This is a genomic window from Streptococcus infantis (assembly GCF_047464715.1).
Classification (GTDB): Bacteria; Bacillota; Bacilli; order Lactobacillales; family Streptococcaceae; genus Streptococcus; species Streptococcus infantis_S.
Genome location: NZ_JASHBJ010000002.1, coordinates 52146 through 67367, shown reverse-complemented (window position 1 = coordinate 67367; position 15222 = coordinate 52146). Strand labels below are relative to the sequence as shown.

Here is a 15222-nt window from a genome sequence, read left to right as displayed (position 1 = left end):
TTTATCTTTGCAAATGCCGAATATTGGAAAGATAAATAAATGTAAATTTTATTATTTTTGGTATGAAAAAACCCAAGCAAATTCTACGAATAAAAATGTACATAAATCCTTGTAATGCCCCAAAAAAGGAGTATAATGAGGATAAGATTAGTAGGAGGTGGATTATGTTAGAAGTCCGCAATCTTGAAAAAAATTTTGGTCCCAAACAAGTCTTGTTTGGAGTTGACTTTCAAGCTCAGCCTGGAAGAATTTTAGGTCTAGTTGGGAAAAATGGAGCTGGGAAAACAACCATTTTTCATAGTATTTTGAAATTTTTAGAATATCAGGGCGAGATTCAGTTTGATGGTCAGGAAATTCGTCAGGAAACCTATGCTCGGATTGGCTATCTACCCGAAGAACGTAGTCTCATGCCTAAATTGACAGTTCTTGAACAAGTACGCTATCTTGCAACCTTAAAAGGCATGGATGCCAAAGAAGTCAAAGAAAAACTCCCTCAATGGATGGAAAAACTGGAAGTCAAGGGGAAACTGACAGACAAGATTAAGAGTCTCTCAAAAGGGAATCAACAAAAGATTCAGCTAATCATTACTTTAATGCATGAACCAGATTTGATTATCCTAGATGAACCTTTTAGTGGTCTGGATCCAGTCAATACCGAATTGCTCAAGCAGGTTATCCTCAAAGAAAAAGAACGTGGTGCAACCATTATCTTTTCAGACCACGTCATGACCAATGTCGAAGAGCTATGTGATGATATTCTTATGATTCGTGATGGGCGTGTCGTCTTGCATGGACCAGTCCAAGATGTTCGTAATCAATACGGCAAAACGCGACTCTTTGTCGCAAGTGAAAAGAGTCAGGAAGACTTGGAAAAACTCCCACATGTCATTCATGCTAGCTTGACCAAGCAGGGAATTTGGAAGCTCATCCTAGATGATGAAAATGCTGGACAGGAGCTCTTTGCTATCTTGACTCAAGGACACTATATCGCGACCTTTGATCAGCAAGCTCCGACAATTGATGAAATCTTTAAACTAGAATCAGGGGTGGAAGTATGAGAAATATGTTGGTTGTAATCAAAGAAACCTATCTACGTCATGTCAAATCCTGGAGTTTCTTCTTTATGGTAATCTCGCCATTTCTCTTTATCGGGTTATCTGGAGGAATTGGGTATCTCCAAGGTTCTTCTCTAGCTCAAAATAATAAGGTAGCAGTGGTTAGTTCGATACCTGCTGTAACAGAGGGGCTCAAGTCGACCAATGGCATTAACTTTGACTATAAGGATGAAGCAAGTGCCCAAGAAGCCATCAAGGATGAGAAAATAAAAGGTTATCTGACTATTAATCAAGAAGATAGTGTGTTAAAGGCGGTCTATCATGGAGAGACTTCACTAGAGAGTGGTATTAAATTAGCTGTGACCACTAAGTTGAATGAACTCCAATACCAACTAAACCGTTCAAAAGCACATTTATCTCAGGAACAGGAACAACACTTGGCGCAAACGATTCAATTCTCAGAGCAGATTGATGAAGCCAAGGAAAATAAAAAGATGGTCCAAACCTTTGCGGCTGCAGGACTAGGCTTCTTCCTCTATATGATTTTGATTACTTATGCTAGTGTCACCGCTCAAGAAGTAGCCAGTGAAAAAGGAACTAAAATCATGGAAGTGGTCTTTTCAAGTATTCGTGCTAGCCACTACTTTTACGCGCGCATGATTGCCTTACTTCTTGTCATTTTGACTCATATTGGCATTTATGTCATTGGAGGATTTGGAGCTCTTTTATTCTTTAAAGATATGCCTTTCTTGGCTAATTCAGGTATTCTAAACCATTTGGGAGAAGCCTTTTCAGTCAATACCCTGTTGTTTGTCTTGGTCAGTCTCTTTATGTATGTGGTCTTGGCAGCCTTTCTAGGTTCTATGGTTTCTAGACCCGAAGACTCTGGTAAGGCCTTGTCCCCTTTGATGCTTTTGATTATGGTAGGTTTTATTGGGGTAACTGCCCTAGGAACTTCTGGGGATAATTTGATTTTGAAGATTGGTTCTTATATCCCGTTCATCTCAACCTTCTTTATGCCTTTCAGGGCTATTAATGGCTATGCAAGTAGTTTAGAAGCATGGATTTCGCTTGCTATAACAGTTGTATTTGCCGTGACTGCAACAGCCTTTATTGGACGTATGTATGCTAGTTTGGTCCTCCAGACGGATGATTTAGGCATCTGGAAAACCTTTAAACGAGCTATGAACTATAAATAATGTATTGGACCTGAGAGCCTATCTCCCAGGTCTTTTATACTCTTCGAAAATCTCTTCAAACCACGTCAGCTTCCATCTGCAACCTCAAAACAGTGTTTTGAGCAGCCTGTGGCTAACTTCCTAGTTTGCTCTTTGATTTTCATTGAGTATCAATTAGCTGAAATATTTCACATTAATTTCTTCTAAACCTTTGACTAATAAAGAAAATTATCGTACAATAAAGAGTACATGATAAAATGAGACCAGAGTTTGTATGCTTTGGCGTTAGTAGTAAAAAATGAGGAGAAACGCTTTGGAATTAGAAGTATTTGCTGGGCAAGAAAAAAGTGAACTATCTATGATTGAGGTGGCTCGTGCCATCTTGGAACTCCGTGGTCGCGATCACGAAATGCATTTTAGCGATTTGGTCAATGAAATCCAAAACTATCTTGGTACCTCTAATAGCGATATTCGTGAAGCACTACCTTTGTTCTATACAGAATTGAACTTCGATGGTAGCTTTATCTCTCTTGGAGATAACAAATGGGGACTTCGTTCATGGTATGGAGTAGATGAAATTGACGAAGAAATCATTGCGCTTGAGGAAAGTGATGATGAGGAAGTAGCTCCTAAAGCTAAGAAAAAACGCGTTAATGCCTTTATGGACGGAGATGCTGATGCCATTGATTATGGCGCAGATGATCCAGAAGATGAAGATGCCTACGAAGAAGATCCAGCTCTTTCTTATGATGATGAAAATCCAGATGATGAGAAGAACGAAGTAGAAGCATACGACGCTGAAATCAACGAAATCGCACCAGATGATCTTGGGGAAGATGTGGATCTCGTTGAAGAAGATGACGAAGATTCTGAGGAAGAAGAAGAATAATATCAAACAACAAGGAAATCTCCTTGTTGTTTTCTTTTCTGCAGTAGAATTATAAATCTAGCAAAGAGTGATATTTGACAAATGAGTCAAATTGAGGTAAGATATTGTTCGGGCACCTCTTTTAGAGGTCGGAGCTCCCTAGTTATTAGGGAGCTATTTTTGTTTTTCCGGGAACTTTTATCCTGGATTGTGGTTATTGATGAAGGTCTTGTTTACTATCTCCCCTACTAGCGAATAGGACCTTGAGCATTTTAGAAAGAGGAATCTATGTCTACGAAATATATTTTTGTAACTGGTGGAGTGGTGTCGTCTATTGGGAAAGGTATCGTTGCAGCGAGCCTTGGGCGTCTTTTGAAGAATCGTGGTTTGAAGGTAACTATTCAAAAATTTGACCCTTATATCAATATTGACCCAGGGACCATGAGCCCTTATCAGCACGGGGAAGTTTTTGTTACAGATGATGGGGCTGAGACAGATTTGGACTTGGGTCACTATGAACGTTTTATAGATATCAACCTCAATAAATTCTCAAACGTGACAACTGGTAAAATCTACAGTGAAGTCCTTCGCAAGGAACGTCGTGGAGAATACCTTGGAGCAACTGTCCAAGTCATTCCACATATTACAGATGCCTTGAAAGAAAAAATCAAGCGTGCTGCCCTAACGACTGACTCTGATGTCATTATTACAGAGGTTGGTGGAACAGTCGGAGATATCGAGTCACTTCCATTCTTAGAGGCGCTTCGTCAAATGAAGTCTGATGTCGGCGCAGAAAATGTCATGTATATCCATACCACCTTGCTTCCTTACCTCAAGGCAGCTGGAGAAATGAAGACCAAGCCGACTCAACACTCTGTCAAAGAATTACGTGGTTTGGGAATCCAGCCAAATATGTTGGTCATTCGTACAGAAAAACCTGCAGGACAAGGGATTAAAAACAAACTAGCCCAGTTCTGTGATGTGGCACCAGAAGCAGTTATCGAGTCATTGGACGTGGATCATCTTTACCAAATCCCACTTAATCTGCAAGCACAAGGCATGGATCAAATCGTCTGTGACCATTTGAAGATTGATGTACCGGCAGCAGATATGACAGAGTGGTCAGCTATGGTCGACAAGGTCATGAATCTCAAAAAACAAGTCAAAATTGCTCTTGTTGGTAAGTATGTCGAGTTGCAAGATGCCTACATTTCTGTCGTAGAGGCCTTGAAACACTCTGGTTATGCCAATGATACAGAAGTCAAGATTGATTGGATTAATGCTAATGACGTGACAGCTGACAATGTAGCAGAACTCCTAGCTAATGCTGATGGAATCATCGTTCCAGGTGGTTTTGGTCAACGTGGTACTGAGGGTAAGATTCAAGCGATTCGATATGCGCGTGAAAATGATGTACCAATGCTTGGAGTCTGCTTGGGTATGCAGTTGACTTGTATTGAGTTTGCACGAAATGTTTTAGGTCTTGAAGGGGCTAATTCAGCAGAGCTTGATCCTGATACAAACTATCCTATCATCGATATCATGCGTAATCAGATTGATGTTGAGGACATGGGTGGAACCCTTCGTTTGGGACTTTATCCTTCTAAGTTGAAACGTGGTTCCAAGGCAGCTGCAGCTTATCATAACAAAGAAGTGGTCCAACGTCGCCACCGCCACCGTTATGAGTTTAACAATGCCTTCCGTGAACAGTTTGAAGGAGCAGGATTTGTCTTCTCAGGTGTTTCACCAGACAACCGCTTGGTCGAAATTGTGGAAATCCCAGAAAATAAATTCTTTGTGGCTTGTCAGTACCATCCAGAGCTTTCAAGTCGTCCAAACCGCCCAGAAGAACTCTACACTGCCTTTGTAACAGCAGCTGTTGAAAATAGTAAATAGTAGAATAAACCTTTGAGAGTTATCTCAGAGGTTTTTAATTTGTTTTCAGTATTATGAAAATCTGGAAAATCAGCTCTGAATTTGGTAAGATAAGATTATGGATTTTGAAAAAATTGAACAAGCATATACTTATTTATTAGAAAATGTCCAAATCATTCAAAACGATTTGGCGACAAGTTTTTATGATGCCTTGATTGAACAAAATGGGATCTATCTCGATGGTCAAACCGCTCTGGAGCAAGTCAAAAAAAATAACCAGGCCTTAAAACGTTTGGCACTTCGAAAAGAGGAGTGGTTACGGACCTATCAATTTTTGTTAATGAAGGCAGCGCAAACAGAACCTCTCCAAGCAAATCACCAGTTCACACCGGATGCGATTGGTCACTTGATGATTTTTATCATAGAACAACTTTTCCCTGCTGAAAATATGAGTCTATTAGAGTTGGGTTCTGGGATGGGAATTCTGGGAGCTAGCTTCTTAACGTCCATGAACAAAAAGGTAGATTACCTGGGAATAGAACTTGATGACCTCTTGATTGACTTAGCGGCAAGCATGGCGGAAGTAATGGATCTTCAAATGGGATTTGTCCAAGGAGATGCAGTACGTCCACAAGTATTAAAAGAAAGTGATATCATTGTGAGCGACCTGCCTGTCGGTTACTATCCAGATGATCAGACAGCCTCACGTTATCAAGTAGCAGCTAAGAATGAACATACTTATGCTCATCATTTGTTAATGGAACAATCACTCAAGTATCTCAGAACAGGAGGCTATGCGATTTTTCTAGCTCCAATAGATCTCCTGACAAGTCCTCAGAGTGAACTTTTGAAATCATGGCTCACTGACCAGGCTCAACTAGTGGCAATCATAGCTTTACCAGAGGATCTCTTTGCACACGGAGCTCAGTCTAAAACAATCTTTGTTCTACAGAAGAAGACGGGAGAAGGGATTGAACCATTTGTTTATCCACTTACGAGTCTTCGTGACCCTGAAATTTTGATGGAATTTAAGGAAAATTTTCAAAATTGGTGTCAAGAACATGAAATCTAATGTAAATTTTGATATAATAGTTGAAAACGCTTAAAAAAGGGGAAACATTATGACAAAAACCATTGCAATTAACGCTGGAAGCTCAAGCTTGAAATGGCAACTCTACCAAATGCCAGAAGAAAAGGTACTTGCAAAAGGTTTGATTGAGCGAATCGGATTGAAGGATTCTGTTTCTACAGTTAAATTTGATGGTCGTTCTGAAGAACAAGTTCTTGATATTGAAAACCATACCTTAGCTGTTAAGATTTTGCTTGATGACTTGATTCGTTTTAATATTATTAAATCTTATGATGAGATTACTGGTGTTGGACACCGTGTCGTTGCAGGTGGTGAGTACTTCAAAGAGTCTACAGTTGTTGAAGGCGATGTCTTGGAAAAAATTGAAGAACTAGGACTTCTTGCTCCATTGCACAACCCTGCAAATGCTGCTGGTATTCGTGCCTTCAAAGAATTGTTGCCAGATATCACAAGCGTAGCTGTCTTTGATACATCATTCCACACAACAATGCCAGAAAAAGCATACCGTTATCCATTACCAACTAAGTACTATACAGAGAACAAGGTTCGTAAATACGGTGCTCACGGTACAAGTCACCAATATGTTGCTCAAGAAGCAGCAAAACTATTGGGTCGCCCACTAGAAGAATTGAAATTAATCACTTGCCATATTGGTAATGGTGCTTCTATCACAGCTGTTAAAGGTGGTCAATCAATCGATACATCAATGGGATTCACTCCACTTGGTGGTGTTATGATGGGAACTCGTACAGGGGATATTGATCCAGCTATCATTCCTTATTTAATGCAATATACAGAGGACTTTAACAAGCCTGAGGATATCAGTCGTATTCTTAATCGTGAGTCAGGATTGCTGGGTGTTTCAGGGAAGTCTAGTGATATGCGTGATGTGATTGCTGCAATGGAAGCAGGGAATCATGATGCTACTTTGGCCTTTGAAATGTATGTTGACCGTATCCAAAAACATATTGGCCAATACTTGGCAGTCCTAAACGGAGCAGATGCTATCATCTTTACTGCTGGTGTTGGTGAAAATGCAACACTTGTTCGTGAGAAAGTCATCTCAGGCATTTCTTGGTTTGGTTGTGATGTAGATCCAGAGAAAAATGTTTTTGGTGTAACTGGAGACATCTCTACAGATGCTGCAAAAATTCGTGTCCTTGTCATTCCAACGGATGAAGAACTTGTTATTGCGCGTGATGTTGAACGTTTGAAAAAATAAACGATAAGAAAATCGACCTTCTCAATAGAGAGGTCGATTTTTATGTTGTTGACGAGTATTTACCATTTGGTAAGCGAAACTTCACCGCTATTGAGCCAGATTTTTGCACCAGTTGCTAATTCTATCTGTAGTTGGCCCTGATCCGAAATGTCACAGGCTTTTCCTGAGATGATTTCCTGATCCTTCTTGAAGGAAATTTCTTTTCCTAAAACGATGGAGCGTTTTTTATAGAGATAAAGTAGCTCATCGGCATCTGTTTCGTAGAAACATTTCCAAATTTCAGCAATCAGTTCATTGCGAGTGATGGGGCTGCTTTTAGAAAAGAGACTTCCAGCTTTCCCTTGCAGATTTTTTGGAAAATCTGCGATAGAAAAGTTAATTCCAACACCAATAATAACATCTGTAACAAGTCCGGTTTCGACAGAAGTGATAGCTTCAGTTAGAATACCAGCTATTTTTTTCTGATTTAGATACAGATCATTTACCCATTTAATGTCTAAATCAATCAAGCTCAAATTTTTAACAGCCTTATAAATAGCAGCAGCAGTTAAGAGTGTATAAGCTGGTAAATCTAGATAAGAAAGATTGGGTTTGAGGTGGAGAGACATATAGATTCCCCCCTTGTCTGGAGAGTAGTAGGGACGTTGAAATCGACCACGGCCCATCGTTTGGCTAGTCGAGAGGTAGAGTGTATCTCCTTTGGCACCAGCTTCCATAGCCTCCTTGGCATCACTCTGGGTTGATTTGGTGATAGGTTTAAATTGAACTGAGATTGGGCTGTTAGCTTCTATTTCTTGAGGTAAGATTAGGTCACCATGAAGAAGTTTGTAACCACGGTTTTTGATACTGTCAATTTCTAAACCTTCTTGTTGGAGGCGTTGGATAGCCTTCCAAACAGAGGTGCGAGAGAGGTTTAATAGTTCAGCGATTTTCTCTCCGCTTAAATAATCTGTTTCATGAGCTAAGATTTTGTAAACTTCTTGGTAGGATTTCATACTAGGTCCTTTCTGAAACAACTAGATTTATTGTACCATATTTTTAAAAAAGGATGCGTGGTTTAAGAGATATCTTCACCCACTATAAAATTTTACCTAGTTTTAGTTAGGGTGCCATGGACAAAGTGGTTTTCAAATCATTTGAAAAATGGTAAAATGTTTTAATAGTTTATTTATCTGAGCTTTATAGCGCAGAGAGAAAGGATCTGTTGTGAAATCAATAGGTATCATTGAAAAATTGAAAGGCTTATCCAAGCAAGAGTTAGTCTTGCTAGCAGTTATTCTAAGTATTTTCTTGCCTTTTTATATTTTCGTTATTATTTTTATCGCCTACTTAATAGGTCTTATATTTACAGGAGAGATGAAGGGGATATTAAAACGATTATGCCACCATTCTATCTTGCTTATATTTATTGGCTATAGTGGTGTTATCTCTCTTTTAGCACAAAATGTCATGGGGATGGTTGCTACTTTAGGAATGTTCCTCTTTGCGATTTTCTTTTACTATTACCAGGCGCATTTAACCCCTAAATTTTTTAGATTAGTATTACAAGGAATTTTATCGCTTAGTGTGCTAGCTTCAGTTTTCGCAGCTCTGGAGCATTTTCAAATCGTTAAGAAATTTGATTATACCTTCTTATCACCAAAGATGCAGGTTTGGCACCAGAACCGAGCAGAAGTAGCCTTCTTTAATCCTAATTATTATGGGATTATCTGTTGCTTCTGTATTATGATTGGATTTTACCTAATTAGTACAACTAAATTGAGATGGTTGAGAATTTTCTCAGTAATTGCAATCTTTGCTAATTTATTTGGACTCAACTTTACTCAAAATAGAACAGCTTTTCCAGCCATTATCTTTGGTGCGATTATTTATCTGTTCACAACCATTAAGAACTGGCGAGCTTTCTGGTTAAGTATTGGAGTCTTTGGTATCGGCTTGGCCTTTCTCTTCTCGAGTGATTTAGGAGTTCGAATGGGAACCCTTGATTCATCTATGGAAGAACGAGTATCTATCTGGAATGCGGGGATGACCTTATTCAAACAAAATCCATTCTGGGGAGAAGGTCCACTAACATACATGCATGCTTATCCTCGTATTTTTGCACCTTATCATGAACATGCGCATAGTATCTATATCGATACGATATTGAGTTACGGTGTAGTGGGGACTGTATTACTAGGAATTGCTTCTTCTGACCCAATCCGAAAATTAATTGATATGAGTCAAGTACCAAGTAAACGACCTATCCTTGGCCTTTATCTTTCATTTTTAACAGTGGTTGCTGTACATGGAATCTTTGACTTGGCTCTTTTCTGGATTCAATCATCATTTATCTTCCTTCTAGTAATGTGTAGTCTACCACTCAAACATAGTATGATTGCAGAACTTGTTGATTAACAAAAAAGATAGTAGAAATGACATTTTCTACTATCTTTTTCTTTTTGTTGCAATTATTGAATAGCTTGAAGCAAGTCTTCTGCTTGTTGTTTTAGTGAAGCAGCGACGCTATCTTCAAGGACTAATTGACCATCTGCCCAGGCAGAATCATTAACACGGGCTGCTGTAAATTCACCAACAACTTGTGTACGGATAAATGGCAAGAGGTCTTTGTAAATTGCAAAGAGTTGATCATGACCTGCATTAGCTACAGAAGATACCGTAACAATCTTATCTTGAAGAGCAGATGCTCCACGAGTGTCAGATAAGTCAATTGCGCGTGAAAGCCAATCTAGTAAGTTTTTTACAGTCCCTGGAATTGAGAAGTTGTAGACTGGAGAGAAAATCCAGATAGCATCAGCAGCTAGAACAGCTTCGCGAGCTGCTGCAACAGTCGGAAGTGTAGGAACTTCAAAATCTTGGCTAAAGAGAGGAATAGCTGAGTAATCAAGGTAACTCACTTCAGCTTTTCCAGCAAGAGCTTTTTCGGCTTCTAGTGCCATTTGGTGGTTGAATGAACCTTCTCGTAATGAACCGACGATAAATAATACTTTTTTAGACATAGGATGTCTCCTTTTAATTTTAATCTTTTAATCAGAATCACTCTGTTGTTACAATATATGTTACAACAATACGAAATCATTTGCAAGAAATTTGCTCAAAATATAAAAAGTATTAAATTTGAAGCTATCAATCATGAGATTGTAGATAAAGAAAAGCCTATAGCTCAATAGTTGGAGCTTATATTTGAATGCCTGAAAGTAGGTTAGAGTTCAAGAATCTCCCCCTTAATTCACTTGTAATTCACTTGGATAGATGGTAAAATAGACGAGTGAAAAAGAGACAGAAAAAAGAAAAAAATTCCTTATTATTTCAGTACAGCATTGGCTTGACCCTGCTAGCTCTAGTTGTGACTTCTTCCTTTCTCTATTTGGTATGGCTTAGCATGAAACCTTATCACACAGCAAAGGTAGAAGGGGAAAGAATCGCCAAACAGTATGCGAATCTAGAAGAGGTTAGCCAGGTTGATATCTTCAATGGTTTAGAAAGCTATTATAGTGTTCTTGGTCAAGATAAGAATCAGAAACCAGTTGCTGTTTTAATAGAAAAAAGCAACAACAATATTTATGTTTACCAACTAGAAAATGGTACTTCTCAAGAAAAAGCAGAAGCAGTTGTCAAAGAAAAAGGAGCAACTGAGATTGACAAGATTACTTTTGGACGCTACGCTGATAAGCCTGTCTGGGAAATCAAGTCTGGAGGAGTTTATTATCTGGTTGATTTTGAATCTGGTGCCTTAGTCGAAAAGGAGAAACAATGAAACTATCCAAGCGTGTATTAGAAATGGAAGAAAGTGTCACTCTGGCTAGTGATGCAAGAGCAAAGAAGTTAAAGGCTGAAGGAAAAGACGTTCTTTTCTTGACTTTAGGTCAGCCTGATTTTCATACTCCTGAAAATATTCAGGACGCTGCGGTTGCAGCCATTCGAGATGGTCGCGCGTCTTTCTATACGGTAGCTTCGGGTTTGCCTGAATTGAAAGCAGCGGTTAATACTTATTTTGAACGTTATTATGGTTATTCTGTGGCGGCAAATGAAGTCACGTTTGCTACAGGTGCCAAGTTTTCCCTTTATACTTTCTTTATGGCTGTGGTCAATCCAGGCGATGAGATCATTATCCCAACACCATATTGGGTCAGCTATGGGGATCAGGTTAAAATGGCTGGTGGTGTTCCAGTCTTTGTTCAAGCCAAGGAAGACAATCACTTTAAAGTAACTGTAGAGCAATTAGAAGCAGCTCGCACAGATAAGACCAAAGTCTTGGTTCTTAACTCACCCTCTAATCCTACCGGTATGATATACTCTCGTGAGGAATTATTAGCCATTGGAAATTGGGCGGTTGAACATGATATTCTCATCCTGGCCGATGATATTTATGGTCGTTTGGTCTATAACGGGAATGAGTTCGTTCCAATCTCTAGTCTTTCAGAAGCTATTCGCAAACAAACTATTGTCATCAATGGAGTGTCTAAGGCCTACGCTATGACAGGATGGCGGGTAGGTTATGCAGTTGGTGATCCAGAAATCATTGCTGCCATGAGTAAACTAACAGGTCAAACAACTTCAAATCTGACAGCAGTGTCTCAATATGCAACGATTGAAGCGCTAACTGGACCTCAAGATTCTGTAGAAATCATGCGCCAAGCCTTTGAAGAGCGTTTGAATACTATCTATCCACTCTTGTGTGAAGTTCCTGGCTTTGAGGTTGTCAAACCACAAGGAGCTTTCTATCTCTTTCCAAATGTCAAAAAAGCTATGGAGATGAAAGGTTATAGCGATGTAACAGCATTTACAACGGCTATCCTTGAGGAAGTTGGTCTGGCCTTGATTACAGGAGCCGGATTTGGAGCACCAGAAAATGTTCGTCTCAGCTACGCAACAGACTTGGAAACTCTAAAAGAAGCCATTCGTCGTTTGCACCAATTTATGGAAAAATAATAATCTAAATCTCCGTCCTTTTGGCGGAGGTTTTTTGTGTTTAAAAACTTATGAATTTCTGTCAAACTAGCTAGCTATCAGCCATTATTTGTGGTACAATAATGAGTAATAATGTCTTTGGACAAGTTAAACGAAAAAAGGAAGATAAATGATGACAAAACGTGTAACAATTATCGAAGTAAAAGATTACGTTGGTCAAGAAGTCACTATCGGTGCTTGGGTTGCCAACAAATCAGGAAAAGGGAAAATTGCTTTCTTGCAATTGCGTGATGGAACAGCCTTTTTCCAAGGTGTGGCTTTTAAACCAAACTTTATCGAAAAATTCGGCGAAGAAGTAGGTCTTGAAAAATTTGACACCATCAAACGTCTAAGCCAAGAAACATCTGTTTTCGTGACAGGGATTGTCAAAGAAGACGAGCGTTCTAAATTTGGTTACGAGCTCGATATTACAGACATCGAAGTGATCGGTGAATCTCAAGATTACCCAATCACTCCAAAAGAACACGGTACAGATTTCTTGATGGACAACCGCCACTTGTGGCTTCGTTCACGCAAACAAGTAGCTGTCATGCAAATCCGTAATGCTATCATCTATGCAACTTATGAGTTCTTTGATAAGAATGGTTTCATGAAGTTTGATAGCCCAATTCTTTCAGGAAATGCTGCAGAAGATTCTACAGAACTCTTTGAAACAGACTACTTTGGAACACCAGCCTACTTGAGCCAATCTGGTCAGCTTTATCTTGAAGCGGGTGCTATGGCACTTGGTCGCGTCTTCGACTTTGGTCCAGTATTCCGTGCTGAAAAATCAAAAACTCGTCGTCACTTGACAGAGTTCTGGATGATGGATGCAGAGTACTCATACTTGACACATGATGAATCACTTGACTTGCAAGAAGCTTATGTCAAAGCTCTTCTTCAAGGCGTTTTGGACCGTGCTCCTCAAGCCTTAGAAACATTAGAGCGTGATACTGAGCTCTTGAAACGCTATATTGCTGAACCATTCAAACGCATCACTTACGATCAAGCCATTGACCTCTTGCAAGAGCATGAAAATGATGCAGATGCTGACTACGAACATCTCGAGCATGGCGATGACTTTGGTTCACCACACGAAACTTGGATTTCAAATCACTTTGGTGTACCAACCTTTGTCATGAACTACCCAGCAGACATCAAGGCCTTCTACATGAAACCAGTTCCTGGTAATCCAGACCGCGTTCTTTGTGCGGACTTGCTCGCACCAGAAGGGTACGGAGAAATCATCGGTGGTTCAATGCGTGAGGAAGACTACGATGCCCTTGTTGCGAAGATGGAATCACTTGGTATGGATCGTACAGAATATGAATTCTACCTTGACCTTCGTAAATATGGTACAGTACCACACGGTGGATTTGGTATCGGTATCGAGCGTATGGTAACTTTTGCAGCTGGGACAAAACACATCCGTGAAGCCATTCCGTTCCCACGTATGTTGCACCGTATCAAACCTTAATAGCTATAAAAACGCCGTCTGGCGTTTTTATACTCTTCGAAAATCAAATTCAAACTACGTCAGCTTCACCTTGCCGTATCTATGTTACTGACTTCGTCAGTTCTATCCACAACCTCAAAACAGTGTTTTGAGCAGCCTGCGGCTAGCTTCCTAGTTTGCTCTTTGATTTTCATTGAGTATTACTTTAAATGAAAGAGTTGGAGAAAATGTAGGCAACTCTCAGTAAGTCTTTTAGAAAAACTCATATTATATATTGAAAGAGAGAAAACGATGTTTAAAAGAACTTACAAACGCAATATTCCACTCCTGGCAGGACTGGAATTCACATCTTATTTTGGGATTACCAGTTTTTGGATTTTGTTTTTTATCCAAAATGGTCTTTCCTTACTTCAAATTGGTCTATTAGAAAGTATCTTTCATGGGACAAGTCTCTTATGTGAAATCCCATCTGGTATGTTGGCCGATCGATTTAGCTACAAGACCAATCTCTATTTGGCTCGCTTGGCCAGTATTGTATCCTCTATCTTGATTTTGTTTGGTCAGGGGAATTTTTGGATCTATGCTCTTGCCATGATGGTCAGTGCTTGGTCCTATAATTTTGACTCGGGAACCAGCACCGCTTTCTTATATGATTCTGCGGTAGAAGCGGGTCAAAAAGACCGTTACCTTCAGATTTCTAGCTTTTTGTCTGGTGTGGCAGAAGTGACTCGAACCCTAGGTACAGTTGTGGCAGGATTCTTTATTCACGGAGCCTTGGCTTGGACCTATCTAATCGCTATTGGCTTATCATTTCTTTCTATAATCTTGATTTATTTGATGAAAGAACCAATGGCTAAGAGAGAAATAAATGAAATCTTAACCTTTAAAAAGATTGTCCTGCAAGTTCGAAAAGAATGGCATGAAAAACCAGTACTCTTTTATTGGATGCTGACTTATCAGCTAGTCGGAACACTCATGTGCATGTTTTACTTTTACTATCAGCAGAAAATAAGTGACTTAGCAGGATGGCAGGTATCGCTGGTCATGCTGATTGGTAGTGGCTTAAATCTTATAGCAGTTTATGTAGCTAGTCAAATTGGTAAAAAATGGAATAGCAATCGAGTTTTTCCGACTCTTGTTGCACTAACGGGTTTAGCCTTGTTGTTGGTGTTTTTTGGAACTCCCTTTGCTTTTCTTCTCGTATATCTTTTAACCGATACACTCTATGCAGTTTATCAGCCTATCTATTTCAATGACTTACAAGGCTATTTACCGTCTAGTGTAAGAGCAACTATGCTTAGTATCAATTCTATGCTCTTTAGTTTATCTATGATTGTCATTTTCCCACTGACAGGTTGGTTGATTGATCGTTGGGGTCTTGTAGCTGTCTTTTTAGTTCTAGGTCTTATCTTGCTTTTAATCTGCCCTATCCTAATAATCGGTCTGACAAGAATGGGCAAGGTATTAAATCAGAACTTAAAAACTGGATAAAGCATGAAACCTTATTTGCCCAAAGAGCCTTCTTGTG

The 15222-nt window shown here is 39.5% G+C and carries 13 protein-coding genes; 11 read left to right on the top strand and 2 right to left on the bottom strand.

All coding sequences use genetic code 11. From position 1 onward, the window contains the following. Positions 1 to 164: 164 nt before the first annotated feature. The 6 genes from QM419_RS05075 (at position 165) to QM419_RS05050 (ending at position 7288) form a co-directional block, all read left to right on the top strand. The gene (locus QM419_RS05075; protein WP_414272608.1) at positions 165 to 1058 is read left to right on the top strand and encodes an ABC transporter ATP-binding protein; all 894 of its coding nucleotides are present in this window, start codon (positions 165 to 167) and stop codon (positions 1056 to 1058) included. After that, positions 1055 to 2254: an ABC transporter permease gene (locus tag QM419_RS05070; RefSeq protein ID WP_414278107.1), complete on the top strand. Its 1200-nt coding sequence runs from the start codon at positions 1055 to 1057 to the stop codon at positions 2252 to 2254. Before QM419_RS05075 ends, QM419_RS05070 begins: the two co-directional genes overlap by 4 nt. A 292-nt stretch (positions 2255 to 2546) precedes the next feature. Next, positions 2547 to 3122 carry a DNA-directed RNA polymerase subunit delta gene (rpoE, locus tag QM419_RS05065; protein ID WP_414254410.1) on the top strand — a complete coding sequence of 192 codons (576 nt, stop codon included), beginning with the start codon at positions 2547 to 2549 and terminating at the stop codon, positions 3120 to 3122. 267 nt (positions 3123 to 3389) lie between these two features. Then, positions 3390 to 4997 carry a CTP synthase gene (locus tag QM419_RS05060; RefSeq protein ID WP_414278106.1) on the top strand — a complete coding sequence of 536 codons (1608 nt, stop codon included), beginning with the start codon at positions 3390 to 3392 and terminating at the stop codon, positions 4995 to 4997. Positions 4998 to 5094: 97 nt separating this feature from the next. Next, complete coding sequence (locus tag QM419_RS05055; RefSeq protein WP_414278105.1) at positions 5095 to 6048, top strand: class I SAM-dependent methyltransferase; 954 nt, start codon at positions 5095 to 5097, stop codon at positions 6046 to 6048. Between the two features lie 49 nt (positions 6049 to 6097). After that, positions 6098 to 7288, top strand: a complete 1191-nt coding sequence (locus tag QM419_RS05050) for an acetate kinase (RefSeq protein ID WP_414278104.1) — start codon at positions 6098 to 6100, stop codon at positions 7286 to 7288. 59 nt (positions 7289 to 7347) lie between these two features. On the opposite strand, the gene birA is transcribed toward QM419_RS05050, so the two are convergent. Beyond that, complete coding sequence (gene birA / locus QM419_RS05045; RefSeq protein ID WP_414278103.1) at positions 7348 to 8283, bottom strand: bifunctional biotin--[acetyl-CoA-carboxylase] ligase/biotin operon repressor BirA; 936 nt, start codon at positions 8281 to 8283, stop codon at positions 7348 to 7350. A gap of 211 nt (positions 8284 to 8494) precedes the next feature. Between birA and QM419_RS05040 the strand changes: the two genes are divergently transcribed. Next, a complete protein-coding gene (locus tag QM419_RS05040) occupies positions 8495 to 9685 on the top strand; it encodes an O-antigen ligase family protein (RefSeq protein WP_414278102.1) in 1191 nt (396 codons plus the stop codon). A gap of 53 nt (positions 9686 to 9738) precedes the next feature. On the opposite strand, the gene QM419_RS05035 is transcribed toward QM419_RS05040, so the two are convergent. Beyond that, positions 9739 to 10287 carry an NADPH-dependent FMN reductase gene (locus tag QM419_RS05035; RefSeq protein WP_414278101.1) on the bottom strand — a complete coding sequence of 183 codons (549 nt, stop codon included), beginning with the start codon at positions 10285 to 10287 and terminating at the stop codon, positions 9739 to 9741. Between the two features lie 269 nt (positions 10288 to 10556). On the opposite strand from QM419_RS05035, the gene QM419_RS05030 reads away from it, so the two are divergent. From QM419_RS05030 to QM419_RS05015, 4 genes are all read left to right on the top strand, one after another. Then, positions 10557 to 11045: a DUF5590 domain-containing protein gene (locus tag QM419_RS05030; protein ID WP_414278100.1), complete on the top strand. Its 489-nt coding sequence runs from the start codon at positions 10557 to 10559 to the stop codon at positions 11043 to 11045. Then, entirely contained in the window at positions 11042 to 12220 is a 1179-nt protein-coding gene (locus tag QM419_RS05025) for a pyridoxal phosphate-dependent aminotransferase (RefSeq protein ID WP_414278099.1), read from the top strand. Before QM419_RS05030 ends, QM419_RS05025 begins: the two co-directional genes overlap by 4 nt. Positions 12221 to 12371: 151 nt before the next feature. Next, positions 12372 to 13715 (top strand): asparagine--tRNA ligase, encoded by a 1344-nt coding sequence (gene asnS, locus QM419_RS05020; RefSeq protein ID WP_414254507.1) that lies wholly within the window; start codon positions 12372 to 12374, stop codon positions 13713 to 13715. 270 nt (positions 13716 to 13985) lie between these two features. Then, on the top strand, positions 13986 to 15185 hold the full coding sequence (locus tag QM419_RS05015) for an MFS transporter (RefSeq protein WP_414254419.1): 1200 nt from the start codon (positions 13986 to 13988) through the stop codon (positions 15183 to 15185). Positions 15186 to 15222: the final 37 nt, after the last annotated feature.